The organism is Rossellomorea sp. ABR4_012 (assembly GCF_056159545.1).
In genome coordinates, this window is the sequence record NZ_JBSWVK010000001.1 from 1,188,806 (window position 1) to 1,215,097 (window position 26,292).

Here is a 26,292-nt window from a genome sequence, read left to right on the forward strand (position 1 = left end):
TATCATTATCCCAACGCTTTGCGAAGTCTTTCCAGCCCATCTAACAGAACTTCACGAGGACAGGCGATATTCATCCTAACAAAGCCCTCGCCGCCTTTTCCGTATTTCGGACCCGGCTCCAATCCAAGCTTCCCTTTTTCAAGCAGACGTTCTTTGAGTTCTTCATCTGAAAGCCCTAGTTTATTGCAATCGATCCAAAGAAGGTAGGTTCCTTCCGGATCAACAAGATGAAGGTCCGGAAGATGTTCTTCAAGGAATGATTTCGTGATCTGCACATTTTCCGATAAATAGTTCATGATGTTCTCGAGCCATACTTCACCATGGAGATAGGCAGCTTCCATGCCGGTGATACCAAATGTATTCAGGGTAAAGAAGCCCTGTTTTTTATGAACATCGGCTATTTTTTCACGAAACTCTTTGTTCGGCGTGATCATGGCTGACGCCTGCAGTCCGGCGAGATTGAAGGTCTTGCTTGGTGCGATGCAGGTGATGGTCATGTCTCTGAAGCTTTCATCGATTGCCGCAATCGGCGTGTGAGTATGAGTTTCGTAGACGAGATCGGAGTGAATTTCATCCGATACGATGATGACATTGTACTTTTTGCAGAGCTCTGCCATCTTTGTCAGTTCTTCTCGTGTCCATACGCGCCCGCTTGGATTATGCGGATTGCAGAGGAGAAATAATTTCACGCCTTTTTTAAGTGATTCTTCAAAGTCTTCAAATGAAATGCTGTACGTTCCGTTTTCGTACACTAACGGAGCGTTTTCAATCACACGGTCATTTTCTTCTGTCATCGTGAAGAATGGTGTGTAGATTGGTGACTGAACCAATACCTTGTCATCGGGTTCTGTGAGTGCCTGTATGATGGCAGCGATGGCAGGCACGACACCCGGGCTGTATTGAAGCCAAGATTTATGTATGCTCCATCCGTGTCTTTTCTTGATCCATTCAGTGATGGCTTCTGCGGGACCGTCACCCACAAAGGTATAGCCGAAGATACCATGGTCCAAACGGTTCTTTAGTGCCTCGCTCACTTCAGGCGGCGGGAGGAAGTCCATATCAGCCACCCACATCGGCAGAACATCATCTTTTCCAAAAACGGTTTTGGTCATATCCCATTTCACAGAAGATGTCCCTTTTCGGTCGATTATTTTCTCGAATTCATTCAATGTCTTTACCCCTTTCACGATTAAAAATGGTAAGTGCCGGAAGCTTTCGTTCGGCTCATATTGCCCGTCATCAAGCTTCTGGAGAATTCTTATGATATATCCATCTTATTATGTAAGTCGAAAAGATGAAAATTATTTGTTTATCATTTGTTCTTAGTATCAGAAACTATAAATACAGGTGATTCCGTTTGAAGAATGCGCATGAATAATCCCTATGCATTACTCTCATTCAAGAACTGTGGGACATGCTCGATTTGAACAAAAGTATAAGGGACCCCCCTTACGTTTCTGTAAGAAGCGTATTGGGGAGTCCTTTTTTATACTGGGCTTGTCCTTGTTTTACGTATGCATCTGCTTCGGAATTTACAAACTGCTGGATGTGCTGCAGTACTTCGTCAGGTTTTTCTTCAGGTACAAGGTGGCCGGTTTCTTTTAAAACGATAAGCTTTGATTGAGGAAGGTCTTTCGCCAGCCTGTGTCCGGTCGTGAGGGGGACAACGCGGTCATGTTCTCCCCAGACAAGGAGGCAAGGTGTCTCGATTTTCTGTAATTCCCCTATTGATAAATCCCCTTCGCGGTCACGGATCATGCGTGTCAGGGCTTTGAATATATCATCTTCAAGAAATGGCTTTAAGTAGCCGAACATCATCTCGTCATCGATCATTTCCTTGTTATGGACAACATTCTCCAGATTTTTCCGTATGCCTGACCGTGTCAGCCAAAGCTTTACATACAGATGAAAAAAAGGGATGCGGCTCGCCATCAGGACCGGCCATTTCATTTTCTTGAGATAACCCGAGCTGCATAGAAGGACACCTTTTTCGACGAGTGAAGGCTCTTTTTTCATGACATTCAATGCAATCTGTCCTCCCATTGAATGTCCGGTAAGGTGGATATTCTTCACATTCAGGTGATCGAGCAGCGATATGACGGTATTGGCCAAATTGTCATAGGAATAGATGAAACGGTTGGATTTGTCGCTGCTTCCGAAGGGAGGCAAATCAATCGAAATGACATTATATTTTTCTTTTAAAAGAGGAGTCAGTCGTCTGAAGCTGAAGGTTGAAGATAGAAATCCATGAAGAAGCACGAAGGTTTCGGATGCTGTCGGGTGCTGATGATATTCATAATAAACCTGGGCTCCATTGACGTTTACCGTTCTGGCAAAATCGTTTCCCTGCATGATTCGTCACTCCTCACAATGTTTGTTTATCGTATTTTACCCTTCTTTTGTTATTTAACACCTTTAACAATTTGATTTCATGATAAGAAAAACGGGGAGTAACGCTTTCTATTTTTACAGCTTCTGCTATAATGTAACCATTTAAGTGGTTTGAAGGAGGAGCATTATGCAGCTTAGCGAATTGGAGCTTGATTTACTGAAAATTTTACAGAAGGATGCAAGAATTTCATCAGAGAGCCTAGGAAAGATGCTTCAAGTATCATCAGAGGAAGTGGAAAAGGCCCTTGCCAAGCTTGAAAAGGATAATATACTGGTACGATACAGCTCGATTGTGGACTGGTCAAAGGTTGAAGGACATGAAGGCGTGACCGCGATGATCGACGTGAAGGTGGCCCCGAAAAGAGGCGTCGGATTTGACGAAGTCGCCCACCGGATCTACCGTTATAAAGAAGTGAAGAGTGTGTACCTGATGTCGGGGGCATATGATCTATCAGTGACGGTGGAAGGACGATCCATGAATGAAGTCGCTACCTTTGTCTCTGAAAAGCTTTCGACACTTGATTCAGTCCTGTCCACAACGACCCATTTTCAATTGAAAAAATATAAGCATGACGGCACCATTTTCGGTGATTCTCATGAAGATAAACGAATAGTGGTGTCCCCATGACGACGAAGACATCATATATCGCGAAGTCGGTTGAAAACCTGAAGCCGTCGGGAATCCGAAAATTCTTCGATCTGGCGGCCAATATGGAAGGGGTCATTTCCCTTGGAGTCGGGGAGCCGGACTTCATTACATCGTGGACGGTAAGGGAAGCGGCCATTCTTTCATTGGAGCAGGGCTTTACCTCCTATACGGCTAACGCAGGTCTCTTGGAGCTCCGCGAAAAAATCAGCAGCTATATGAAGAGTGGATATGGAGTGGAGTATGATCCAAAAACCGAAATCATCGTGACCGTAGGGGCGAGCCAGGCTCTCGATATCAGTATGCGGGCCATCATCGACCCAGGGGATGAAGTGGTGGTTGTCGAACCTGGCTTTGTGTCGTATGTCCCGCTTGTGCAGCTTGCAGGGGGAACACCTGTAACGGTTGAAACAAAGCCTGAGAATGGCTTTAAGCTGACGGCAGAAGAACTTGAGGCGGCGATTACGGACAGGACAAAGGCTGTGTTGTTGTGCTCACCTAATAATCCGACCGGGACCGTATTGGAAAGAGAAAACCTGGAGGAGCTTGCAGAAGTCATCCGCCGGCATGATTTGGTTGTGCTTTCAGACGAAATCTATTCCGAGCTTGCTTATGACCGAGGCCACGTATCGATCGCCTCCCTCGAAGAAATGAGGGACAGAACGATTGTGATCAACGGTTTTTCCAAAGGATTTGCTATGACCGGCTGGAGGCTCGGTTATATATGCGCTCCAGAGGAGATCGCAGCACCGCTGTTGAAAATTCACCAGTACGCTATGATGTGCGCTTCGACTCCTGCCCAATACGCTGCCGTCGAAGCACTTGATAAAGGAATGGAAGAAGTATTTGAGATGAAACGCAGCTACCGCCATCGCAGGCATTATTTTATCGATTCCTTGAATGAGATGGGCCTTACGTGCCATCTACCGGGTGGTGCATTTTATGCGTTCCCGTCTGTTGCTAAAACAGGGCTGTCCTCTGAAGAGTTTGCAGAAAAGCTGCTGATGGAAGAAAAGGTGGCCGTCGTACCGGGTAATGTGTTCGGCAAAGGCGGGGAAGGGCATATCCGATGTTCGTATGCGTCTTCCATGGAACAGCTGCAGGAAGCCGTGAAGCGGATGAAGAGGTTTGTTGAGAATCATAGTGACAAGTAAATTTGTTGGAAACCGGGTTCCGAAGTTGCGGGACCCGGTTTTTTATATTGGGAATGGATTCTTTGAACGTGAAGGTGTTCTGTCGGCACCACTGCCGAGTCCCAACTTTTTACCTGGGAGTGAACGGACAGTTAATTAGAATCATTCTTAAAAGATCATATTATTGTAAAATGGATCATAAATCCCTGAACAGGATCATAAATCTTCAGAATGGATCATAAATCCCTGAACAGGATCATAAATCTTCAGAATGGATCATAAATCCCTGAGCAGGATGATAAATCTTCAGAACGGATCATAAATCCCAGAACAGGATCATAAATCTATTTGCTGCAGATTTTCCAACTTATAAAAATGACTCCCAGAACCCTTTTTCATTTAGTTCAGTCCGATTTCATAAGTTTTCATTAAAAAAGTGGTGGAATTCCTAATGAACTCATCTAAATTAAACCAAAAAAAATAGGACGATTCGATAATCGTCCAACAAATGAAAACAAAAGGGGGAATACTTAGAAAGCTTAGTCTCAGTATGACCCGTTTTGAAGACGTATATACATAAATTTTAATATTTTCACATGAGGAATTGTCCAGCTCCGGCGGCTAGAGGCTCGAGGTCATAAGTCAAGCAAGCCAAAAAGGCAAAAAACGCCTTTCCGGCTTGCTCGCCTTATGCTTGTCGCCTCTGGGCAAGCCGCCTCCGCTTTTCTATATTGTCCAGCTCCGGCGGCTAGAGGCTCGAGGTCATAATCTAAATGGTCCAAGAAGGCAAAAAACGCCTTCCCGGCCCATTCATCTTATGCTTGTCGGGGCTGAACGAGCCGCCTCCGCTTTTCTTATTCGTATTTTACTTCATACAGCATTTGCATGACACGGAGAAAATCGTCCTCTGAGAATTCCTTCGCTTTGCGGAGGATCAGCTTTGTCCGTTTGGGGCCGATTTCTTTAATGAGCTGCTCGATCTCTGAATCGATTCCTGCAGGATGATGGTTGATCATTTCACGTTCCAAAAGCTCTGATGCGGGGATATCAAGAACGGTTGACAGTTTTAATATGGTTTGTGTATCAGGGATCTGTTCATTGTTTTCATACTTCTCAATCGTACTCGCGCCTAAGCGAGCTTTCAGGGCCAGCTCGCGCTGAGAAATGTTTCGATCTTCTCTGACTCTCTTCAAATTCTCACCAAAGTGTGACATCTTAAAACCCCTCCCAAATATCAAATCTTCTTCTTACTTCTATTTTATCACCAAAAGAAATTAATTAGACTGTCCACCCGTGAACAAAATGTTAAAAAAAGGCCCGTCCCTCAACTCGTTAAAGTGTTGAAGGACGGGTATTCTTATGGTACCAGTTTAGATATGAATACGAATATGATGGCTATCGGGACAATGTAGCGAAGAAGGATGATCCAGGCGGTGAACAGTCCTTTGGAAGTGGACGACCCTTGCTGGATTTCATTCAATACTTCTTCCCTTGTTAGACGATAGGATACAAAGATACTTATAAACAATGCTCCGATCGGAAGTCCGAAACTGCTTGTGATAAAGTCTGCAAAATCAAAGAAATTCCGGCCGAGAAGAGTGAACTCGCTGAAGACCCCAAATGACAGTGCACTTGGAATTCCGGCGATAAACACCATGATCCCCATCAACCACGTATAAGGCATTCTCTTTTTTTGATTCCCTTTCGTTAACGCGGCTACGCCGATTTCAAGTATTGAGAATGCCGATGTCAACGTCGCAAAGAGAAGCAGAATCAAGAATACGGTCAGGAAAATTCCGCCGAAAGCTATTTCATTAAAAACGGCCGGTAGAACGACAAAGGCTATTCCTGGGCCTTCATCAGGCTGGAACCCCAATGCATAGACAGATGGGAAAATCACCAATCCTGCCAATAGGGATATGAAAATATTCAGCCCTGAAACAGAAATCGCCGAACGCGGCATGCTGTCCTCCTTTGAAAGGTAGGAAGCATAGGTCACCATGACAGACAGTCCGACACTCAAGGAGAAAAAGGCTTGTCCAAGTGCAAGTAATGCCGTTTCGCCCGTCAGGTATTTCCAGTCAGGGACCAGCAGGAAACGTACACCTTCCATAGCGCCGTCGAGGGTGAGCGAGCGTGCCACCAGAATAAGAAATAAAATAAATAAAGACGGCATCATATAGCGGCTCGCACGTTCGATTCCTTTTTGAATCCCTCCTTGTACGACCATAACAGTCAGTACGATAAACAAGGCTTGCGTAATCATGATTTCCCATGGATTCGCAATGATGCCTTCAAACATTGCCCCGTACTGTTCCTGTGTTTTGCCAGAGAGAGCCCCAGTAAAGCTTCTGGCAAGATAAGAAAGAATCCAGCCGCCCACAACACTGTAGAACGATAGGATGATAAAGGAAACGATCGTACCAAGATAGCCGATTAAGTGCCAGGCTGATCCAGGCGCCAGCTTTTTATATGAAGTAACGGCATCGGCACCGGCTCTTCTTCCGATTACAAATTCTGCAAGTAAGATCGGTGTACCGATCAATATCGTGAAGATGATGAAAAGGAGGAAGAAAACTCCCCCGCCATTGGCCCCCGCCATATATGGGAACTTCCAGATCGCCCCGAGGCCTATGGCAGACCCCGCTGCTGCCAGGATAAATCCTATTTTTGAAGACCATTGTTGTTTCTTTGCCATGTAGATGCTCCTTTCTAAAGGCTTTTTATAAAGGTTTAAAAAACAAATGATTTTTCCATACTACTATGTTTTTAATGACGTGTACACCGGATTTTTTAATTTTCAATTTATATTAAAAATGGTTGTAACTGTAATGAATTAAAGGATTTTTCAAAAAAATCATGATGTCTTCCATATTAGTATGGTTGTAAACGTTTTAATCATGAAAAAATTCCTATTTTACTTAAAAAATAAAAACGGGCTGGAAAAGTTAGCAAAGTATAGTATACTAGTGGTAACGAGATGTTCACAAATTGGACAATAATTAGACATTAATTAGTCAAAATTGAAAGCGCTTAAATCAGGAGGGATCAAATATGGATATGTTTATGGTGTATTTATTCGTTGCCACGGCTACTCCGCTATTCTTATGGATCGAGCATCGGAAATGGGCATTGATTCATATTCCATTTTTAGTAGCATTATGGGCCATCTTCATTTATTACGTTGCAGTCCCGGAAATGGGCGGCTGGGGACACGTGACATTCTGGAGTCTATTCATCTTTAACTTTGCGTTCGCACATCTTGCAGCGTTCTGGTTATACGCGGCTCCTTATTTGAAAAAGCACAGAAAGAAAATGATGGAGACGCGCACATACAATGTTGAAAAATAAATCCCCGGAGACGAGGGATTTATTTTTTTTTGCCTTCAGAGCCATAAGAAAAAACACCAATGTTAAAATGAAATGAGCCACCATCCATTTTAATGAAAAAATTCCTCTTTTATGCAACAAAAACCATTCAGCCTCCGTTACATAGATAAGAAGATTCATAAAGAAAGGAGAGGTTTACAGCAGTGGACGAATTTCTGCTCATCGAAAAGGCAAAACAGGGCGACCTTTCCGCCTACAGCAAACTGATCAGTGATTATTCCCCCATCGTGGAGCGGTTCGCCTATCAGATGGGGAATAACATGCACGACATACCTGATATCAGTCAGGAGGTTTTCATACGGGTTTACCGGTTTATCGACGGTTTCACCCATGCGAAATTCACGACCTGGCTATATAAGATAACGTTAAATGTATCAAGGGATTTTAAGAGAAAAGAAAGTCAGTATAACAAAAGGGTTCATAAGGTGATGAACGAACCCTTACAGGAATCGGCCGGCGCACATGCAACCGTTCTGAGGGAGGAAGAGGACCGCGTACTTCACGAATGCATTCAAGAGCTTGAGGAAAAGTACAGAGCTCCGATCATCCTGTATTATTTTCATGAAAAGAAATACGAGGAGATTGCAGATATTCTCTCCGTCAATCTTTCTACGATTAAAACCCGGATATTGAGAGGGAAAAGCCTGTTGAAAAAAATGCTTGAGGAAGCAGAAAAAGGGGAGGGGACCATCAATGGATGAGAAAATGTTCGAGAAGCGGATGGAACTATTGGACCGTTCGTATAAAAAAATGCCTGCTCAAACGGATTCGAATGCCATCCTTAAAGTCATTAAAGAAGAACAAAACAGGTCCAATAAGAAGCGTTCCCGAACTGTCATTCACTGGCCTTATGCTGCAAGCTTTATCGGTGTCATTCTAATTGGAACTGTATTGGCCCTGCAATTGACGATGGGCGGTGACATTCAGGGTGATCAAGGCGAACAAAACCAGCAAGCGGCTGAGCACCACTATCAAGGCGAAACAAGTAAAGAGTTGCTGGCAGAAATGGATGATGCAGAAGCCCTCTATGAACTCCGGAAAACACAAGCGATGGAGCGTCTTGGATTCAACGAGTCCACATTCAGTCAAACACAGCTGGATAAGGAGGCACAGGGACATTTGATCTATGTTGAATCCATTCCTAAACGTGATTATCCGCTTGATATGAAACTCCAATGGGTGGAGAGAGGAAAAGAGTGGATTGAAGAATCTTTGAGGACACCTGACATGATGATCAGGAGCCTTAAAGGCGGAATCACGATGTTGGAAGCAGAAGCCTGGACAGGAGATTTTTTGGAAAAACAAAGCGGATTACTGCCGATTTACGAAGAAAAACTGCAGAAATATAAAGAAAGGTGGAAGCCTCATATTGAAAACGGGGAAATCAATATGAAGAGCTTGAATTCACCTCAACCTTATCCGAGTGAGTTCAGAATGCTGCTTGGGGGAATCACGAACAATGCGGTTAAGCTTACTTACAATGAAAAGGAAGATACTCTTGGAACGTCCATTGACTTTGAGTATGTCAGCATGATATCAGGTGAAGCCCTTCCTGATGTATATGTTTCCTACATGAAAACACGCGAATCTTCTGTATTGAAAGCAGGAGAGTTTACAACGGGATGGAAAGAGGCAGGAGACCGGCTCATGCTCCTTGAACACATCCTCAAAAAGCTGCCTGAGGATTCCAGGTTCAGAAACGAAGTGGAACTTGAGTATGATCTCCTCTATCAATATTATGTGAACGGAGGCGTCAACCAGCCGATCTTTACAGAAAAGGGCAAATTGAAGCCGGAAGTGCGGGAAGCGTATGAGTATCTTGCAGAGAACTATCCTTCATATAAAACCGCTGAAAGTCTGCAAGGGGTTTTGAATGAACTGAAGGAATCGAATGGTGTAAAGCCGGAACGATGGGTGCAGCATTCACCGGTCATCATCTCGTCAGAAGTAGAAAGGATATACGAGGGCCATGATTAACGGTTTAGGTTTATTATCAGAAAGTGAATAATGTTTTAATAATAAGAAAAATAGGGAAACATAACTAGTGAGATGCGTTATTTTAGATGTATAATAGGAATGATTTTTTGCTCCTGTATAATTCCTTTTTGCCGAAAACCATAATCTATGGTATAATCTAAAATTGCGTGTAAAAGAGAAAAATAATATATATACTAGGAGTGTTACCATGACTACAAAATTCGAAACAGGATCTGTCGTAACAGGTAAAGTTACAGGCATCCAGCCATACGGAGCATTTGTTGCATTAGACGAAGAAACACAAGGACTTGTTCACATCTCTGAAATCACACACGGCTTTGTTAAAGACGTAAGTGAGCACCTTTCAGTAGGCGACGAAGTAAAGGTCAAAGTATTATCAGTGGACGAAGCTGCTGGTAAAATCAGCCTTTCAATCCGTGCTACAGAAGAAGCTCCTGCACCACAAGCCAAGCCTGCAGCAGCAAAAAAACCTCGCCGTCAAGGAAGTGTAAAGCCGGCAGCTGAAGAAACAACTCCAGCAGGCTTCAACACACTTAAAGACAAGCTTGAAGAGTGGATCGAGCAATCTGAACGTGAAGATCTAATCAAGAAGTAATGAGTTTTAAAGACCGCCCCAGTATGAGAGGGTGGTCTTTTTTGTTTGGATAAAGGATTTCAAAGAGTTATCACGAATACTTGTTATATAGGGAAAAAGGGGGTGTAATAATATGGAAGAAGTTAACCGTCTTGTGAAAACCAATCCATGCACACACATCCTATACTGTTACTACAATAAAGAGAAATATATAAAGAATGTCCTTGCTTATCTTGTCGAGGGGATCGAGTCAGGGGAAACGGTCATCCTCATTGAAAGTGAAAAAAACTTGAAAATGCTGGTCGATCGATTAAAAGAAAAGATAACAGACAATCAATTCAAGCAAGTCCACACAATCAGTAATTTCGAATTTTACCTATCAAGCGGGAGCTACCATCCGCCTGCGATCTATGAACAATTAATCAACATTTACACACCTTATTTTGAAGGTGATGCCCCATTTCGAACCTGGACGAACGTAGAATGGGGGGCACTGGAAGAACCTTCTCACATCGTAGATTGGTTCGAACAAGAAACGGATAAAATTGTGAATGAACAAAAATTAACACTCGTATGTGCGTATGAAGCAGAAAAAATGCCTGCTGACATGCAGTCAATTTTAGAAAAAAGCCATCCTTACATCATGACCGATGAGGAGGATCTTATTGACTCCGCGCTGTACAATAAAATCCAGCTGTAAAAAGGTAAAGCGATGAATCCAGATGACGGGATTCATCGCTTTATTGCTGTAAATGTACATGTCAGATATAACAAAAAATCTAGAATTTTTAAACAATATACTTGTCCGTACAACTCAGATAGAATATAATGAAAAATGAAAGCGCTTTTACAAAAAGAAATACATAACAATCGGGAGGGACTAGAATGCTTTATAATAATCCGAATACAGAAGGTTCACTGGTTCAATTCAAAGACAAATATGATAACTTCATTGGCGGGGAATTTGTTCCGCCGGCAAGTGGTGAGTACTTCGATAATGTATCACCGGTAACGGGGAAGGTATTTACGAAAATCGCCCGCTCAAATGAGGCGGATGTGGAAAAGGCACTGGATGCTGCGCATGCAGCAAAGGATGCATGGGGCAAAACATCCGTTGCTGAGAGAGCATCGATTTTAAATAAAATTGCTGACCGCATGGAAGAAAACCTGGAAATGCTTGCTGTAGCAGAAACGTGGGATAATGGTAAGCCGGTACGCGAAACGCTTGCTGCCGATATGCCGCTGGCAATCGATCATTTCCGCTATTTCGCTGGTTGCATCAGAGGGCAGGAAGGAACGCTTGGCGAAATTGATAATGACACGGTTTCTTATCATTTCCACGAGCCGATCGGGGTTGTCGCTCAGATCATCCCTTGGAACTTCCCGATTCTGATGGCCGTATGGAAAATCGCTCCGGCGCTCGCTGCAGGGAACTGTGTGGTGTTGAAGCCCGCTGAACAGACTCCGGCTTCCATCATGGTTCTTGTTGAACTGATTCAAGACCTTCTTCCTAAGGGCGTATTGAACGTGGTACAAGGTTTCGGTGTAGAAGCAGGTAAACCTCTTGCCCAAAGTAAGCGTGTCGGTAAAGTTGCCTTCACTGGTGAAACGACGACTGGACGCTTGATCATGCAATATGCTTCTCAAAATATCATTCCGGTGACACTTGAGCTTGGCGGGAAATCTCCGAATATCTTCTTTGAAGATGTCATGAATGAGGATGATGATTTCCTTGATAAAGCAGTGGAAGGTTTCGTCATGTTTGCTCTTAACCAAGGGGAAGTATGTACATGTCCTTCAAGAGCACTGATCCAGGAATCCATCTACGACAAGTTCATGGAAAGAGCGATCGAACGCGTGAAACAAATCAAGCAGGGGAATCCATTAGATACGGAAACAATGCTTGGGGCTCAGGCTTCTGAAGAGCAGCTGGATAAGATTCTTTCTTATATCGAAATCGGTAAACAAGAAGGAGCGGAGTGCCTGATCGGCGGAGAGCAAAATAAATTGGAAGGTGACCACGGATCTGGTTACTATGTCAAACCGACTGTATTTAAAGGTGACAATTCCATGCGTATCTTCCAGGAAGAAATTTTTGGGCCAGTTGTTTCCGTTACAACATTCAAAACGAAGGAAGAAGCACTGGAAATCGCAAACGATACACTTTACGGACTTGGAGCGGGTGTGTGGACTCGTGATATGAACACGGCTTACCGTTTCGGGCGTGAAATCCAGGCTGGACGCGTGTGGACGAACTGCTACCACGCATATCCTGCGCATGCAGCATTCGGCGGCTATAAAATGTCGGGTATCGGACGTGAAACACATAAGATGATGCTGTCCCACTACCAACAAACGAAGAACCTTCTCGTAAGCTACAGCCCTAAGAAGTTAGGATTCTTCTAAAATGGAAAACAGACTGGAGGCGACAGAGCAGGCCCTTCAATTGATAGAAAAGCTTAAGAGAAAACATGGACCTTTGCTTTTCCATCAATCAGGAGGATGTTGTGATGGAAGTTCCCCGATGTGTTTGAGCCAGGATGATTTAATCATAGGTGACAGCGACGTGTTAGTGGGTACTGCAGCCGATTGTCCTTTCTATATGAATTCACAGCAATATGAGTATTGGAAGCATTTTAAGATCATATTGGATGTGAAACCTGGAAGAGGAGGCGTCTTCTCTTTGGAATCCACTGAAGGAATGAGGTTCATCACGGATTCCGAATTGATCAAGTCTTAGTTTCCAAAGATAGTTCTATTTTCAAAAAGAGAATAATAGCTTTAAAAAGACAACTTATTTGTATAAGTTGTCTTTTTTTTAATGGTTATTAATTTAAAATAATTATAATTTGTTATTGACTTTCATTCTCAATTGAGTAAAATAAAAATATACTTACTTAATAATCATTCTAATTTAAAGGAGAGTTCGATATGGATAGAAAAAAATTAACGACAAATCAAGGTGCGCCGATCGGTGATAATCAAAACTCGATGACAGCCGGACAGAGAGGCCCATCATTACTGGAGGATTATCAACTGATTGAAAAACTGGCCCATTTTGACAGGGAGCGGGTACCAGAAAGAGTCGTTCACGCAAGAGGAGCGGGGGCTCATGGGGTATTCATCACGAAAAACAGCATGAAGAAATATACGAAGGCGAAATTATTCCAACATCCAGGGACAGAGACACCGGTGTTTGCACGTTTCTCAACGGTCATTCATGGACAGCATTCCCCTGAAACATTAAGGGATCCACGCGGGTTTGCCGTTAAGTTTTACACGGAAGAAGGAAATTGGGACTTTGTAGGGAACAACCTTCCTGTCTTCTTTATCCGCGATGCAATGAAGTTTCCGGATATGGTTCATTCATTAAAGCCGGATCCGCGTACGAACATCCAGGACGGGGAGCGCTACTGGGACTTCATGTCACTTTCCCCGGAATCGACAAATATGCTGGTGCATCTATTTACTGATGAGGGGATTCCTGCAAATTATCGTCAGATGCGCGGTTCAAGTGTTCACTCCTTCAAATGGGTGAACGAAGCAGGGAATACCGTCTATATCAAATTGAAATGGAAAACAAAGCAGGGTGTCGTGAATCTGTCTGCTGAGGAAGCGGCAGAAATCCAGGCACATGACTTCAACCATGCAAGCCGTGATTTATACGAAGCGATTGAAAATGGCGATTATCCTGAATGGGATCTATATGTTCAAGTATTGGATCCGATGGATACGGATTCATTCGATTTCGATCCGCTCGATGCAACAAAAGATTGGCCGGAAGAAGAGATCCCATCTCATTTCGTGGGCACGATGATTTTGAATAAGAATCCTGAGAACGTGTTTGCGGAAACGGAATCCGTCGGTTTTAACCCGGGAGTTTTAGTGAACGGCATGCTTCCATCCGAAGATAAGCTGCTGCAAGGGCGACTATTCTCTTATTCTGATACGCAGCGCTACCGCATCGGGGCGAACTATCAGCAGCTGCCGATCAACTGCCCGTTTGCAAGAGTAAACAATAACCAAAGAGACGGTGCGATGCCATTCAAACAGCAATCGAGCCCGATAAACTATGAACCGAACAGCTACGACGATGAGCCGCAGGAAGTGGAAGACTACACCGAAGTGAACCAGCCTATGTCGGGTGAAAGAGGCCGTCAAAAGATCCAGAAAACCGATGATTTCGGTCAGGCGGGACGTGTGTATCGAAGCTACTCCCCTGAAGTGAAAGCGCAGCTGATCAAGAACCTTACGGATGAATTGAGCGCTGTCAGCGAAAGAATTGCGCTGCGTGCGATCTGTAACTTTTACCGGGCTGATGAGGAGCTTGGGAAGAAGGTGGCAGAGGGAGTGGGAGTGGATTTGACTCCTTACTTACAGTATGTGAAATAGAAGATTGATAGAGTGCCAGGCTTTTCTCAGCAGCTGCTGGGGGAGGACTGGTGCTTTTTTATGTCAAGAGAATAGTGAGAGGCGAATTGAATGTGTGCCGTGAAGAAATAGTGTGGAAGAAGGGACGGCGGGAGTTTTCTACGAAAATTTGGATTTTATCAACTTTTTTTGGGTATTATAAACAAAAATTTGAAGTTACCAACGTTTTTTCAAATGTATCAACAAAAATGACTCACTTACCAATAATTCTTCAAAAATCGACGAATTTCGGCAGCCGCTAACACGAACGCCAGCCCCGCATCACCCCTTCCCCACAAACAAAAAGCCATACCCATAATCACGGGCATGGCTCTCGCTCATAAACTCCTCACCACATCATTCAATACCCCACCCCACGCTCAATCCCATACTTCCTGATTCGATACTGCAAATTCTGGCGGCTCATGCCAAGAGATTTTGCAGTCTGGGTAATATTGTATTCGTGATGCTTCAATGCTTTTTGGATATAATACGTTTCTGCTTCTTCAACAAACATCTCCAGCGGCTTTATGTCGCTTCCTTCCTGATAAAGAAAGTCTGATTCTTCCTGGATTTCCTGGCTGGAAGTACCATGGTGGAGGCGCTGTCTGAAGCCGATCGGCAGATGATTGAAATCGATCCATTCTTCGAAGCCGACAAGGTTGAAGGCCCCTTCTATTACATGCTCCAATTCCCTTACATTCCCCGGCCATTCATATTCTAGAAAAACATTTTGGACTTCTTCAGTCAGCCCTCTTATGTTCATGGCGAAGTGATGGTTGAACTGATTGATGAAAAATGAAATCAGCTCCTTCATATCTTCTTTCCGGTCACGAAGCGAAGGGATGAAGATCGATACGACACTCAAGCGATAATATAAATCTTTTAAGAGACGCCCCTCAGCAATCGCGTCGATCGGGTCTTCGTTCACCGTTGCGATCAACCGGGCATCATATGGAAGGTCCGTCCCTCCCTGCAGGATGTTTACCAGCTTTTGCTGAAGGGAAGGGGTTAATGAGTTGATTTCATCGAGCAGCAATGTACCGCCCTGTGCCTGTTGGAAAAGGGATTGATGATTCTCTGTTTCATCCTTGCCAGATGCCCCGTTACTTCCTTCAAAAAGAAGGCTTTCAAGCATGTCTTCCGGTATGGAAGTGCAGTTCTGGGCGATGAACGGACGGTCGGAACGGGAGCTGCCGTTGTGGATGCTTTGGGCGAACAGCTCTTTTCCCGTACCCGCTTCTCCGCAGATCAAGACCGGAGAAGAGATTTTCGTGGCTCTTTTGCCGGTTTCGACAGCTTCCTGTAAACGGATGTTTTCGCCTACGATACTGTCGAATGTATAGAGGCTGTTCGTCCGTTTGTGCAGATTATCACGCATCATTTTCTCAAGCATGGTAACATCCCTTGCAATTTCGATCGCCCCGATCAGTACATCGTCATGAAAAATTGGAAAGGTATCATTAATTGTCGTGATTTCAATTCCGTTTATATTAAAGTAGGTTTGTTTAACATTGAGTGCAGGTTCCTTGGTTTTCAAGACTTGAAGAAGGGTGCTTTCTTCTTCGGAGTGAAATTGAAATACATCCAGAAGGTTTTTATCAAGTACGTCTTCGATATCCATCCCTTCAATTTCACGCATTTTTCGGTTATAGATGATGGTTTTGCCCCTGGAATCGATGACATGGACACCTGATTCGAGATGTTCAGCTACTTTTTCATACATATATAAACGTTTTTCAAATTCCTGCATGCTGTCTCTCTCCTCGATATTTATGGTACGAATACTTTGTCTGACAGGTTTCATAAGCAGTGGAAATTGTTATTTCAGTAAATTAAATTCAATTGAAAGCGCTTAATGAAAAAATTTTAAAAAAACTCTTGAAAAATGCAACTATCTTTTGCATTATTATAAGTGTAAGGGTTTTCTAAATGCAAATTTTTTTTGCGCACCTGTTAGCTAGCCTCGCTTCAGAGGATGAATAAAAATCTTTGTTCAAAGGGGGATATACCCAAATGATTCCTTACAAGCACGAACCATTCACAGATTTCTCGCAAAAAGAGAATCAAAAGGCATTCAAAGAAGGTTTAAAAGTAGTTGAAAGTTACTTAGGTCAAGATTATCCGCTCGTTATCGGCGGTGAGCGTGTGATGACTGAAGATAAGATTGTTTCCGTTAACCCGGCAAACAAGGAAGAGCTTATCGGACGCGTTTCAAAAGCTGACAAATATCTTGCTGAAAAAGCAATGAATGTTGCGTATGATTCGTTCCAGACTTGGCGCAAAGTGAAGCCTGAAACACGTGCAGATATCCTGTTCCGTGCTTCTGCCATTGTTCGTCGCCGTAAGCATGAATTTTCTGCTTTATTAACGAAGGAAGCCGGTAAGCCATGGAAGGAAGCGGATGCTGATACAGCAGAAGCGATCGACTTCATGGAATATTACGGGCGCCAGATGCTTCGTATTAAAGATGGGTTCCCTGTAGAAAGTCGTCCTGGTGAGTACAACCAGTTCAATTATATCCCTCTTGGTGTGGGTGTAGTGATCTCTCCTTGGAACTTTGCGTTTGCAATCATGGCTGGTACAGCTGTAGCTGCAATCGTTTCAGGTAATACCGTTCTTCTTAAACCAGCTTCAACGACATCGGTCGTGGCAGCTAAATTCATCGAAGTATTAGAGGAAGCAGGACTTCCTGCAGGTGTTATCAACTATGTTCCTGGAAGCGGTGCTGAAGTGGGCGACTACTTAGTAGATCATCCGAAGACACGCTTTATTTCATTCACAGGTTCACGCGAAGTGGGTACCCGCATTTATGAAAGAGCCGCGGTTGTTCACAAGGGCCAAAAATGGCTGAAACGTGTGATCGCTGAAATGGGTGGTAAAGATACAATCGTCGTGGACAGCGAAGGGGATCTTGAGCTTGCAGCGCAATCGATCGTTGCTTCTGCATTCGGATTCTCCGGACAAAAATGTTCTGCCTGCTCACGTGCAGTCATCGTGGAAGATGTATACGATCGAGTGCTTGAGCGCGCGGTTGAATTAACTAAAGAACTAACGGTTGGTGATCCAGTTGACCAGGATAACTTCATGGGTCCAGTGATCGACCAGGCGTCATTTGATAAAATCATGAGCTATGTTGAAATCGGTAAAGAGGAAGGCAAGCTGATGATCGGCGGCGAAGGGGATAACTCTAAAGGATTCTTCGTGAAACCGACGATCTTTGCAGATGTTGCACCTGATGCACGTCTTATGCAGGAAGAAATCTTCGGACCTGTTGTTGCATTCTCTAAAGCAAAAGATTTCGATCATGCTCTTGAGATTGCGAATAACACAGACTACGGTTTGACTGGTGCTGTTATCACGAATAACCGTGCGAAGATCGAACAGGCACGTGAAGACTTCCACGTTGGTAACCTTTACTTCAACCGTGGCTGTACGGGTGCGATCGTTGGATACCAGCCATTCGGTGGATTCAACATGTCAGGTACCGACTCCAAAGCGGGCGGACCGGACTACCTGCTTCTACACATGCAGGCAAAAACGACTTCAGAAACACTTTAATACCCAATAAGGAGGAGCCTTTGTGAGCAGAGGCTCCATCCTTTTGTATAAGCATTTAATTGTTGCAGTGGAAGAAAGATTTCCGTAAGCTGTAACTTTTTTATAAAAAGCTATCTGCATCTCTAAAAGGAGGAACTTTAATATGTCAGTGAGTACACATTCCATTATCGAACAAACAGAAAAGTATGGTGCGAAAAACTATCATCCGCTTCCGATCGTCATCTCTGAAGCAGAAGGTGTTTGGGTGAAAGACCCTGAAGGAAATAAATATATGGATATGCTGAGTGCCTATTCAGCGGTCAACCAGGGCCACCGCCACCCGAAAGTAATCCAAGCACTGAAAGATCAGGCAGATCGTGTAACCTTGACTTCACGTGCATTCCATAATGATCAACTGGCTCCTTGGTATGAAAAGATCTGCAAGCTTACAGGTAAAGACATGGCACTTCCGATGAATACGGGTGCTGAAGCCGTTGAAACAGCAATCAAAACGGCACGCCGCTGGGCTTATGATGTGAAAGGTGTGGAAGAAAACAGAGCCGAAATCATCGCGTGTAACGGAAACTTCCACGGCAGAACGATGACAGCTGTTTCCCTTTCTTCAGAAGAAGAATACAAACGCGGATTCGGACCGATGCTTCCAGGGATCAACCTGATTAATTACGGCGACCTTGAAGCGCTAAAAGAAGCGATCACGCCGAATACAGCTGCCTTCCTGATCGAGCCGATCCAGGGTGAAGCGGGCATCGTCATTCCTCCTGAAGGGTTCCTGAAAGCGGCTTACGAGCTTTGTAAAGAAAATAATGTATTGTTTATCGCTGATGAAATCCAGGCTGGCCTTGCACGTTCCGGTAAGATGTTTGCATGTGAGTGGGAAGATGTAGATCCTGATATGTACATCCTTGGAAAAGCACTTGGCGGCGGAGTGTTCCCGATTTCTTGTGTCGTAGCAAGCAATGAAGTGCTCGGAGTGTTCAATCCTGGCTCACATGGTTCCACTTTTGGCGGAAATCCGATGGCTTGTGCGGTGTCAGTCGCTTCTCTTGATGTACTTCTTGATGAAAAGCTTGCCGACCGCTCATTGGAATTGGGAGAATACTTTATGAGTAAACTCCGCGAGATAGATAATCCTATGATTAAAGAAGTACGCGGAAGAGGATTGTTCATCGGAGTCGAGCTTCATGAGCCGGCACGTAAGTATTGTGAACAACTGAAAGAGGAAGGTCTGCTTTGTAAGGAAACGCATGATACAGTGATCCGTTTCGCTCCTCCGCTTGTCATTTCACAGGAAGAACTTGATTGGGCAATCGATCGCATTAAAAAGGTGCTTTCAAAATAACACTGATGGATATGGGTGGCACCCTGAAAATGCTTTATTTTAACGTTTTTCATCAGCATTGAATAGATAGTTAGTGTCCCTTTAAAGCGCGAAATCAAGAATAATAAATTTTTTGAAAATGCCAATGGTTTAGTACAAGGTAATATGTTACAATTACTACGTTTCAGATCACATAATAAAGAGGCGAATGTTTAAAATGGGAGAAAACCTTAATCTGTTTACTTCTACACAGCATGTCATAAGTGATGCTTTATCAAAGCTTGGTTATTCCGAGGAAATGTATGAACTTCTGAAAGAGCCGATCCGCATGTTGACCGTCCGGATTCCAGTGCGAATGGATGACGGCAGCATCAAAGTGTTTACCGGTTACCGTGCGCAGCATAACGATGCAGTCGGTCCTACTAAGGGTGGCGTTCGTTTTCACCCCGAAGTGGATGAAGAAGAAGTAAAAGCCTTATCCATGTGGATGAGTTTAAAATGCGGTATCGTCGACCTGCCTTATGGCGGAGGAAAAGGCGGGATCATTTGTGATCCTCGTACGATGTCTTTCACTGAGCTTGAAAAATTAAGCCGCGGATATGTTCGCGCGATCAGCCAGATTGTAGGTCCTACCAAGGATATTCCTGCACCTGACGTATATACGAACTCGCAGATCATGGCTTGGATGATGGATGAGTACAGCCGGCTTCGTGAGAATGATTCACCAGGCTTCATCACCGGGAAACCGATTGTGCTTGGCGGGTCTCAGGGACGTGAAAAGGCAACGGCTCAAGGGGTAACCATCTGTATCGAGCAAGCGGCCAAGAAACGCGGCATCGATATCAAAGATGCACGCGTCGTGATCCAAGGCTTCGGAAACGCAGGAAGTTTCCTGGCGAAGTTCATGCACGATGCCGGTGCAAAAGTGATTGCCATCTCTGACGCCCAAGGTGCGCTGCACGATCCTGCTGGTCTTGATATTGATTACCTATTGGATCGCCGTGACAGTTTCGGAACCGTAACGACATTATTCGAAAATACGATCACGAATAAAGAACTGCTGGAACTTGACTGTGATATCCTTGTCCCGGCAGCGATCTCAAATCAAATCACGGAAAAGAATGTCCATGATATCAAAGCATCCATTGTGGTAGAAGCTGCAAATGGACCTACTACTCTTGAAGCGACACGCATCCTTTCAGAGAGAGGAATCCTGCTTGTTCCCGATGTACTGGCAAGTGCTGGGGGAGTAACGGTATCCTACTTTGAATGGGTCCAGAACAATCAAGGGTACTACTGGTCCGAAGAAGAAGTAAACGAGAAGCTTGAAGCTAAACTTATTGATGCTTTCAACAATGTATACGAAACATCTCAGAATCGCCGGGTTAATATGCGCCTTGCCGCATACATGGTCGGCGCACGCAAAATGGCAGAGGCGTCAAGATTCAGAGGTTGGGTATAATCCCATCATATAGTAAGAACCTGTTCTCGAGTTATTCGGGGGCAGGTTCTTTTGTTTTTCAGAGTTTTATAAAAGAATTAAAATGCCTTTTCATGCTATATTTACAATAAGGTGAAAATTATTTTTAGGAGGGATCTTATTGACGACAGTAAGTAATGAAGCATCCCGAGAATCCATACAAAACGCAATAGGCAGACAAAAGCAATTTTATAAAGAAGGCAAGACGAAGCAGCTGGACGTGCGAAAACAAACGCTTGAAAAGCTGGCTGAAGTCATAAAAGATCATGAAAAAGAAATCCTGCAAGCATTAAAACAGGATTTGAATAAATCTGAAATGGAAACCTATGCTACAGAAATCGGGATTCTGCTTGAAGAAATCAGATTTACGCTAAAGCATATCGATGAATGGGCTGCCCCTGTTAAGGTAAAAACAGCGAAAACGCATGTCGGGTCGAAAGCATATAAAGTCCCTGAACCATACGGAGCTGCACTCATCATCGCACCGTGGAATTACCCTCTACAGCTGGCGCTTTCTCCTATCATCGGTGCGATTGCTGCGGGTAATACGGTAATCATCAAGCCTTCAGAGCTGACACCTCATACGTCTAATTTGATCGCCGGTATGATTCATTCACATTTCGACCCGGAATATATCTCGGTCATTGAGGGCGGAGTAGAAACAACACAGTGTTTACTGGAACAGCCCTTTGATTATATTTTCTTTACGGGAAGCGTACCTGTAGGGAAGGTGATCATGGAAGCGGCAGCAAAACAGCTTATCCCAGTAACATTAGAGCTCGGAGGAAAGAGCCCCTGCATCGTGGACGAAACAGCAAATATACCGCTTGCTGCCAAACGCATCGCCTTCGGTAAAGTGACGAATGCCGGGCAGACCTGCGTTGCGCCAGATTATCTCTTCGTTCATCAGAAAGTGAAAGAAGCATTCGTTAAAGAATTTCAGAAAGCAGTCCGGGATTTTTATGGGAAAAATCCGTTGACGAATGATACCTACGGAAAAATAGTGAATGAACGACACTTCAATAGGCTGACGGACTATCTGCAGGACGGCGAGATTGTGACTGGCGGCAGGGTGGACCATGCCAGTCTAAAAATCGAACCGACTCTCATGGTTCCTAAAGACCAATCCGTCCCTGTCATGCAGGATGAGATCTTCGGACCGATATTCCCGGTGTTGGAATATGTGAGCCTGGATGAAGTGATCGAGTTCATCAATGAACGTCCCAAGCCTTTGGCCCTTTACTTGTTTACAAGTGATGACAATGTGGCGGATAGAGTAAACAGTTCCATTTCCTACGGAGGGGGATGTGTAAACGACACGCTTATGCATCTTGCCACCCCTTATCTTCCCTTCGGAGGAGTGGGGGAAAGCGGAATCGGGAATTATCATGGGGAGTCTAGTTTCGCTACGTTCTCTCATTATAAAAGTATTCTGAAACAGACCACCAAATTTGACTTCAGTTTCCGTTATCCGAACGCGAAATTTGGATTGAAAATCCTAAAAAAACTGCTGAAATGATGGTTGGGTGACTCACGCTTAGGCGAATGAGTCACCTTTTTTGTGTTTTTTGGATAGATTTACTGATGGTTTTTGTCTACTTTTAGTGGCAGGAATAATTTTATGCTGACTTTTTTCGTTTTATGCTGACTTTTCACGATATATGCTGGATTATTTGGATTTATGCTGACTTTAACAAATAAAGGAAATTGCCAAGTCTGTAAATCAAAAATATAAAAAGCCCGTCCCCCTTTGCTTGAAAAGAGGGGCGGGCCTTTATCATTAGAGTTAGCGTGTAGGTTCTGTGTGCGGTTCTCTCTCGATCTCTTCTGTTGGCTTGAATAATAATCCGAGATTTATGAGACCGGCGATTCCTACTAAACCGTAGATGATGCGAGATAGCGCAGAATCTTGTCCACCGAAGATGGCCGCTACCAGGTCAAATTGGAAGAATCCGATTAGTCCCCAGTTAATGGCACCGATGATCGTCAGAACCAGAGCAATACGTTGAATTGCACTCATGTCATTTTCCTCCTTAAACAATGGCTCATTTATAAGATGTCCAAACCCTTTACACTTATTCCACACTTGAAAGTATTTCTGTGTGCAAGTTCTTTGCAATTTGGGAAAGATATATTCGATAATAGAAAGGTGAGTGAACAGGCAGCATGGATTGTCAAGTCTGTCATTATAAAAGGAGGTAACATAGGATGAATACTTTTACTTACTATAACCCGACCAAGCTGATCTTTGGTAAGGGTCAAGTGGAACAATTGAAAGAATTGGTACCTCAATATGGAAAGAAAGTGCTTCTCGTATATGGTGGAGGAAGCATTAAACGTAACGGACTCTATGATGAAGTGGTATCCATTTTAAATAGTATTGATGCTGAACTGCATGAGCTTCCGGGTGTGGATCCGAATCCCCGTCTTTCTTCTGTTAGAGAAGGGGTGAAGATCTGTAAGGAAAACGACATCGATTTCCTCCTTGCAGTCGGCGGAGGCAGTGTCATCGACTGTACAAAAGCAATTGCAGCCGGAGCAAAATATGATGGCGATGCATGGGATCTGGTCACGAAGAAAGCTGTGGCACACGAAGCCCTTCCATTCGGGACGGTGCTGACACTTGCTGCGACAGGTTCTGAAATGAATGCAGGATCAGTCATCACGAATTGGGAAACACAGGAGAAGTATGGCTGGGGCAGCCCGGTTACATTCCCGCAGTTCTCGATCCTTGATCCGGTGAATACATTCACAGTGCCTAAGAACCACACTGTCTACGGTATGGTGGACATGATGTCTCACGTATTCGAGCAGTATTTCAATGATGCAACCAATACTCCGTTACAGGACCGCATGTGTGAAAGCACATTAAGAACAGTCATTGAAACGGCTCCGAAATTGATCAATGATCTAGAAAATTACGAGCTTCGTGAAACGATTCTGTATTCAGGAACGATTGCGCTGAACGGTATGCTTCAAATGGGCTACCGCGGCGACTGGGCAAGCCATAATATCGAGCATGCGGTTTCAGCGGTGTATGATATCCCTCATGCAGGCGGTCTTGCAATCCTCTTCCCGAACTGGATGAAACATAACCTGAAAGTGAACCCGTCTCGTTTTGCACAAATGGCCGAGCGTGTATTTGATGTCGATCCCACTGGAAAGACAGAAGAAGAAACGGCGCTTGAAGGAATCAGGAAACTTCGTGAGTTCTGGAGCTCCATCGGTGCACCATCAACCCTTGCAGATTATGATATCGATGACAGCAAGCTGGACGTCATGGCCGACAAAGCCATGGCCAACGGGGAATTCGGCAACTTCAACAAACTCAACAAAGAAGACGTTCTTTCAATATTGAGAGCTTCTTTATAATATCCATCAAAGAGAGCAGCGTTTATGGCTGCTCTTTTTTGTAGGATGATATTAGTGAAAAATCTGACATGAAACGAAAGTTGCTCTCAATTTATAAGAAAAACCTAACCTTGTGTTTAATTTATGAAATCGTCCATTATTAATTTCAGGGTGATTCCAGCTTTTGATTGGAGTGGAAGACGAAGACTCCTGCGGGAAAAGTAGCTAATGTGAGACCCCGCAGGGAGGTACGACTGAGGAGGCTCACGGGCTACCCGCGGAAAGCGAAGTCTTCCACGGAAATCAACAGCGGTATTCAACGTCGAATCTTTGTTTTGAATCACTTAAATCAGGGCAAAATCAACTAGAAAGAATGTTTTAAGAAAAATTCCATCATGACTGCGCTTTCAAAAAGGGAGCATTCTTGATTATCGTCTCAGCATTCGATAAAGTGAGATAGAAGAAAATAATTTAATCGGAGGATGGTTATGACACACATTCGTTTTGATTATTCAAAAGCGTTATCGTTTTTTGGAGAACATGAACTTACATACTTAAGTGATGCAGTGAAAGTTGCGCATCATTCTTTACACGAACAAACAGGTGCAGGAAGTGACTTCTTGGGATGGGTCGATCTTCCGGTGGATTATGATAAAGAAGAATTCTCCCGCATCCAGAAATCATCTGAAAAAATCAAGAATGATTCTGATGTCCTGCTTGTCATCGGGATCGGCGGATCATACCTTGGAGCCCGTGCTGCAATTGAAATGCTGAACCACAGCTTCTACAATGCTCTTCCGAAAGAGAAGCGTTCTACTCCTCAGGTTCTTTTCCTTGGTCAGAACATCAGCTCGACTTATATGAAAGACTTGATTGATCTGCTTGAAGGAAAAGACTTCTCTATCAACGTGATTTCGAAGTCTGGAACGACTACTGAGCCGGCGATCGCTTTCCGTATCTTCCGTAAGATGCTGGAAGAGAAGTATGGTCTCGAAGAAGCACGCAAGCGTATCTATGCAACAACCGATAAAGCAAAGGGTGCCTTGAAAACACTTGCTAATGACGAAGGCTACGAAACGTTTGTTGTACCTGATGATGTTGGCGGCCGTTATTCTGTTCTTACAGCGGTTGGTCTTCTTCCGATCGCGGTGAGCGGTGTTGAAATCGAACAGATGATGAAGGGTGCTGCCGAGGCGCGCGAAGACTTCAGCAAGTCTGAACTGACTGAGAACGCGGCATATCAGTATGCTGCAGTCCGAAATGTCCTTTACAATAAAGGCAAGACAATTGAAATGCTGATCAACTATGAGCCTGGTCTGCAATATTTCTCTGAATGGTGGAAGCAGCTGTTCGGCGAAAGTGAAGGAAAAGATCAGAAAGGGATCTTCCCTTCATCCGCTAACTTCTCGACAGATCTTCATTCTCTTGGACAATATGTTCAGGAAGGGCGCCGTGACCTTTTTGAAACGGTTATCAAAGTACAGGAGCCTCGTCACGAGCTGAAGATTGAAAAAGCAGAGAGTGACCTGGATGGATTGAACTACCTTGCTGGTGAAACGGTTGATTTTGTGAACAACAAAGCATTCGAAGGTACGCTTCTTGCACATACAGATGGCGGTGTGCCTAACCTGATTGTTGAAATCCCGGCGATGGATGCATATACATTTGGCTATCTGGTATACTTCTTCGAGAAAGCATGTGCGATGAGCGGATACCTTCTTGGTGTCAATCCATTCGACCAGCCTGGAGTTGAGGCATACAAAGTGAACATGTTTGCTCTTCTTGGCAAGCCTGGATTTGAAGAAAAGAAAGCTGAACTTGAAAAGCGATTGAAATAAATTTTCATAGAAAAAGAGCACGCGGATCCAAATCCCCGTGCTCTTTTAAATAAATAGAAGTTGTAAATTTCCCTTCGAGAATTGTCCAGCTCCGGCGGCTAGCCCCTCGAGGTCATAAGCTAAATGGTCCAAGAAGGCAAAAAACGCCTTCCCGGCCCATTCATCTTATGCCTGTCGGGGCTGAGCAAGCCTCCTCCGCTTT

General features: G+C 44.1%; 22 protein-coding genes. 16 read left to right on the forward strand and 6 right to left on the reverse strand.

Annotation, left to right across the window (positions count from 1 at the left end; all coding sequences use genetic code 11):
• Nucleotides 1–5: 5 nt before the first annotated feature.
• The gene (locus ACXAFV_RS05825) at nucleotides 6–1,169 is read right to left on the reverse strand and encodes a MalY/PatB family protein (protein ID WP_475125097.1); all 1,164 of its coding nucleotides are present in this window, start codon (nucleotides 1,167–1,169) and stop codon (nucleotides 6–8) included.
• A 280-nt stretch (nucleotides 1,170–1,449) separates the two neighbouring features.
• Nucleotides 1,450–2,352 carry an alpha/beta fold hydrolase gene (locus tag ACXAFV_RS05830; protein ID WP_475125099.1) on the reverse strand — a complete coding sequence of 301 codons (903 nt, stop codon included), beginning with the start codon at nucleotides 2,350–2,352 and terminating at the stop codon, nucleotides 1,450–1,452.
• Nucleotides 2,353–2,518: 166 nt separating this feature from the next.
• On the opposite strand from ACXAFV_RS05830, the gene ACXAFV_RS05835 reads away from it, so the two are divergent.
• Together ACXAFV_RS05835 and ACXAFV_RS05840 are read left to right on the forward strand one after the other, a co-directional pair.
• The gene (locus tag ACXAFV_RS05835; RefSeq protein ID WP_475125100.1) at nucleotides 2,519–3,019 is read left to right on the forward strand and encodes an Lrp/AsnC family transcriptional regulator; all 501 of its coding nucleotides are present in this window, start codon (nucleotides 2,519–2,521) and stop codon (nucleotides 3,017–3,019) included.
• Nucleotides 3,016–4,191: an aminotransferase gene (locus ACXAFV_RS05840; RefSeq protein WP_475125101.1), complete on the forward strand. Its 1,176-nt coding sequence runs from the start codon at nucleotides 3,016–3,018 to the stop codon at nucleotides 4,189–4,191. The genes ACXAFV_RS05835 and ACXAFV_RS05840 overlap by 4 nt, the downstream gene beginning before the upstream one ends.
• Before the next feature lie 833 nt (nucleotides 4,192–5,024).
• On the opposite strand, the gene ACXAFV_RS05845 is transcribed toward ACXAFV_RS05840, so the two are convergent.
• Complete coding sequence (locus ACXAFV_RS05845; protein WP_475125103.1) at nucleotides 5,025–5,384, reverse strand: helix-turn-helix domain-containing protein; 360 nt, start codon at nucleotides 5,382–5,384, stop codon at nucleotides 5,025–5,027.
• A gap of 143 nt (nucleotides 5,385–5,527) precedes the next feature.
• Nucleotides 5,528–6,868, reverse strand: a complete 1,341-nt coding sequence (locus tag ACXAFV_RS05850) for a sodium-dependent transporter (RefSeq protein WP_475125104.1) — start codon at nucleotides 6,866–6,868, stop codon at nucleotides 5,528–5,530.
• A 356-nt stretch (nucleotides 6,869–7,224) separates the two neighbouring features.
• On the opposite strand from ACXAFV_RS05850, the gene ACXAFV_RS05855 reads away from it, so the two are divergent.
• The 8 genes from ACXAFV_RS05855 (at nucleotide 7,225) to ACXAFV_RS05890 (ending at nucleotide 14,524) form a co-directional block, all read left to right on the forward strand.
• On the forward strand, nucleotides 7,225–7,521 hold the full coding sequence (locus ACXAFV_RS05855) for a spore morphogenesis/germination protein YwcE (protein ID WP_475125105.1): 297 nt from the start codon (nucleotides 7,225–7,227) through the stop codon (nucleotides 7,519–7,521).
• Nucleotides 7,522–7,703: 182 nt separating this feature from the next.
• Nucleotides 7,704–8,261: an RNA polymerase sigma factor gene (locus tag ACXAFV_RS05860; protein ID WP_475125107.1), complete on the forward strand. Its 558-nt coding sequence runs from the start codon at nucleotides 7,704–7,706 to the stop codon at nucleotides 8,259–8,261.
• Nucleotides 8,254–9,537 (forward strand): hypothetical protein, encoded by a 1,284-nt coding sequence (locus tag ACXAFV_RS05865; RefSeq protein ID WP_475125108.1) that lies wholly within the window; start codon nucleotides 8,254–8,256, stop codon nucleotides 9,535–9,537. The genes ACXAFV_RS05860 and ACXAFV_RS05865 overlap by 8 nt, the downstream gene beginning before the upstream one ends.
• A 208-nt stretch (nucleotides 9,538–9,745) precedes the next feature.
• The gene (gene yugI / locus ACXAFV_RS05870) at nucleotides 9,746–10,153 is read left to right on the forward strand and encodes a S1 domain-containing post-transcriptional regulator GSP13 (RefSeq protein ID WP_224945389.1); all 408 of its coding nucleotides are present in this window, start codon (nucleotides 9,746–9,748) and stop codon (nucleotides 10,151–10,153) included.
• A gap of 112 nt (nucleotides 10,154–10,265) precedes the next feature.
• A complete protein-coding gene (locus ACXAFV_RS05875) occupies nucleotides 10,266–10,832 on the forward strand; it encodes an MEDS domain-containing protein (RefSeq protein ID WP_475125109.1) in 567 nt (188 codons plus the stop codon).
• A 185-nt stretch (nucleotides 10,833–11,017) separates the two neighbouring features.
• The gene (gene adh / locus ACXAFV_RS05880) at nucleotides 11,018–12,538 is read left to right on the forward strand and encodes an aldehyde dehydrogenase (RefSeq protein ID WP_475125110.1); all 1,521 of its coding nucleotides are present in this window, start codon (nucleotides 11,018–11,020) and stop codon (nucleotides 12,536–12,538) included.
• 1 nt (nucleotide 12,539) lies between these two features.
• Nucleotides 12,540–12,872, forward strand: coding sequence for a DUF779 domain-containing protein (locus ACXAFV_RS05885; RefSeq protein WP_475125112.1), 333 nt, complete (start codon nucleotides 12,540–12,542; stop codon nucleotides 12,870–12,872).
• 191 nt (nucleotides 12,873–13,063) lie between these two features.
• Nucleotides 13,064–14,524 (forward strand): catalase, encoded by a 1,461-nt coding sequence (locus ACXAFV_RS05890; protein ID WP_475125113.1) that lies wholly within the window; start codon nucleotides 13,064–13,066, stop codon nucleotides 14,522–14,524.
• 379 nt (nucleotides 14,525–14,903) lie between these two features.
• Here ACXAFV_RS05890 and ACXAFV_RS05895 read toward each other — a convergent pair whose 3' ends face one another.
• Nucleotides 14,904–16,295 (reverse strand): sigma-54 interaction domain-containing protein, encoded by a 1,392-nt coding sequence (locus ACXAFV_RS05895; RefSeq protein WP_475125114.1) that lies wholly within the window; start codon nucleotides 16,293–16,295, stop codon nucleotides 14,904–14,906.
• A 263-nt stretch (nucleotides 16,296–16,558) separates the two neighbouring features.
• Here ACXAFV_RS05895 and pruA point away from each other — a divergent pair, with 263 nt between their 5' ends.
• The 4 genes from pruA to ACXAFV_RS05915 all read left to right on the forward strand — a co-directional run bounded on the left by pruA (nucleotide 16,559) and on the right by ACXAFV_RS05915 (nucleotide 22,420).
• Entirely contained in the window at nucleotides 16,559–18,103 is a 1,545-nt protein-coding gene (pruA, locus tag ACXAFV_RS05900) for an L-glutamate gamma-semialdehyde dehydrogenase (RefSeq protein WP_475125115.1), read from the forward strand.
• Between the two features lie 142 nt (nucleotides 18,104–18,245).
• Nucleotides 18,246–19,442, forward strand: coding sequence for an ornithine--oxo-acid transaminase (locus ACXAFV_RS05905; RefSeq protein WP_475125116.1), 1,197 nt, complete (start codon nucleotides 18,246–18,248; stop codon nucleotides 19,440–19,442).
• 196 nt (nucleotides 19,443–19,638) lie between these two features.
• Nucleotides 19,639–20,883, forward strand: coding sequence for a Glu/Leu/Phe/Val family dehydrogenase (locus ACXAFV_RS05910; RefSeq protein ID WP_475125117.1), 1,245 nt, complete (start codon nucleotides 19,639–19,641; stop codon nucleotides 20,881–20,883).
• Nucleotides 20,884–21,022: 139 nt separating this feature from the next.
• Entirely contained in the window at nucleotides 21,023–22,420 is a 1,398-nt protein-coding gene (locus tag ACXAFV_RS05915; protein ID WP_475125118.1) for an aldehyde dehydrogenase, read from the forward strand.
• A gap of 267 nt (nucleotides 22,421–22,687) precedes the next feature.
• On the opposite strand, the gene ACXAFV_RS05920 is transcribed toward ACXAFV_RS05915, so the two are convergent.
• Complete coding sequence (locus ACXAFV_RS05920) at nucleotides 22,688–22,921, reverse strand: DUF378 domain-containing protein (protein WP_032086367.1); 234 nt, start codon at nucleotides 22,919–22,921, stop codon at nucleotides 22,688–22,690.
• A gap of 188 nt (nucleotides 22,922–23,109) precedes the next feature.
• On the opposite strand from ACXAFV_RS05920, the gene ACXAFV_RS05925 reads away from it, so the two are divergent.
• Complete coding sequence (locus ACXAFV_RS05925) at nucleotides 23,110–24,273, forward strand: iron-containing alcohol dehydrogenase (RefSeq protein ID WP_475125119.1); 1,164 nt, start codon at nucleotides 23,110–23,112, stop codon at nucleotides 24,271–24,273.
• A 467-nt stretch (nucleotides 24,274–24,740) separates the two neighbouring features.
• Complete coding sequence (locus ACXAFV_RS05930; protein ID WP_475125121.1) at nucleotides 24,741–26,090, forward strand: glucose-6-phosphate isomerase; 1,350 nt, start codon at nucleotides 24,741–24,743, stop codon at nucleotides 26,088–26,090.
• Nucleotides 26,091–26,292: the final 202 nt, after the last annotated feature.

Coding starts and splice junctions, on each gene's coding strand:
- ACXAFV_RS05875 (WP_475125109.1), top strand. CDS start 10,266: ATGGAAGAAGTTAACCGTCTTGTGAAAACCAATCCATGCACACACATC.
- ACXAFV_RS05925 (WP_475125119.1), top strand. CDS start 23,110: ATGAATACTTTTACTTACTATAACCCGACCAAGCTGATCTTTGGTAAG.
- adh (WP_475125110.1), top strand. CDS start 11,018: ATGCTTTATAATAATCCGAATACAGAAGGTTCACTGGTTCAATTCAAA.
- ACXAFV_RS05835 (WP_475125100.1), top strand. CDS start 2,519: ATGCAGCTTAGCGAATTGGAGCTTGATTTACTGAAAATTTTACAGAAG.
- ACXAFV_RS05845 (WP_475125103.1), bottom strand. CDS start 5,384: ATGTCACACTTTGGTGAGAATTTGAAGAGAGTCAGAGAAGATCGAAAC.
- yugI (WP_224945389.1), top strand. CDS start 9,746: ATGACTACAAAATTCGAAACAGGATCTGTCGTAACAGGTAAAGTTACA.
- ACXAFV_RS05920 (WP_032086367.1), bottom strand. CDS start 22,921: ATGAGTGCAATTCAACGTATTGCTCTGGTTCTGACGATCATCGGTGCC.
- ACXAFV_RS05840 (WP_475125101.1), top strand. CDS start 3,016: ATGACGACGAAGACATCATATATCGCGAAGTCGGTTGAAAACCTGAAG.
- ACXAFV_RS05855 (WP_475125105.1), top strand. CDS start 7,225: ATGGATATGTTTATGGTGTATTTATTCGTTGCCACGGCTACTCCGCTA.
- ACXAFV_RS05850 (WP_475125104.1), bottom strand. CDS start 6,868: ATGGCAAAGAAACAACAATGGTCTTCAAAAATAGGATTTATCCTGGCA.
- ACXAFV_RS05865 (WP_475125108.1), top strand. CDS start 8,254: ATGGATGAGAAAATGTTCGAGAAGCGGATGGAACTATTGGACCGTTCG.
- ACXAFV_RS05830 (WP_475125099.1), bottom strand. CDS start 2,352: ATGCAGGGAAACGATTTTGCCAGAACGGTAAACGTCAATGGAGCCCAG.
- ACXAFV_RS05905 (WP_475125116.1), top strand. CDS start 18,246: ATGTCAGTGAGTACACATTCCATTATCGAACAAACAGAAAAGTATGGT.
- ACXAFV_RS05895 (WP_475125114.1), bottom strand. CDS start 16,295: ATGCAGGAATTTGAAAAACGTTTATATATGTATGAAAAAGTAGCTGAA.
- ACXAFV_RS05930 (WP_475125121.1), top strand. CDS start 24,741: ATGACACACATTCGTTTTGATTATTCAAAAGCGTTATCGTTTTTTGGA.
- ACXAFV_RS05885 (WP_475125112.1), top strand. CDS start 12,540: ATGGAAAACAGACTGGAGGCGACAGAGCAGGCCCTTCAATTGATAGAA.
- pruA (WP_475125115.1), top strand. CDS start 16,559: ATGATTCCTTACAAGCACGAACCATTCACAGATTTCTCGCAAAAAGAG.
- ACXAFV_RS05890 (WP_475125113.1), top strand. CDS start 13,064: ATGGATAGAAAAAAATTAACGACAAATCAAGGTGCGCCGATCGGTGAT.
- ACXAFV_RS05910 (WP_475125117.1), top strand. CDS start 19,639: ATGGGAGAAAACCTTAATCTGTTTACTTCTACACAGCATGTCATAAGT.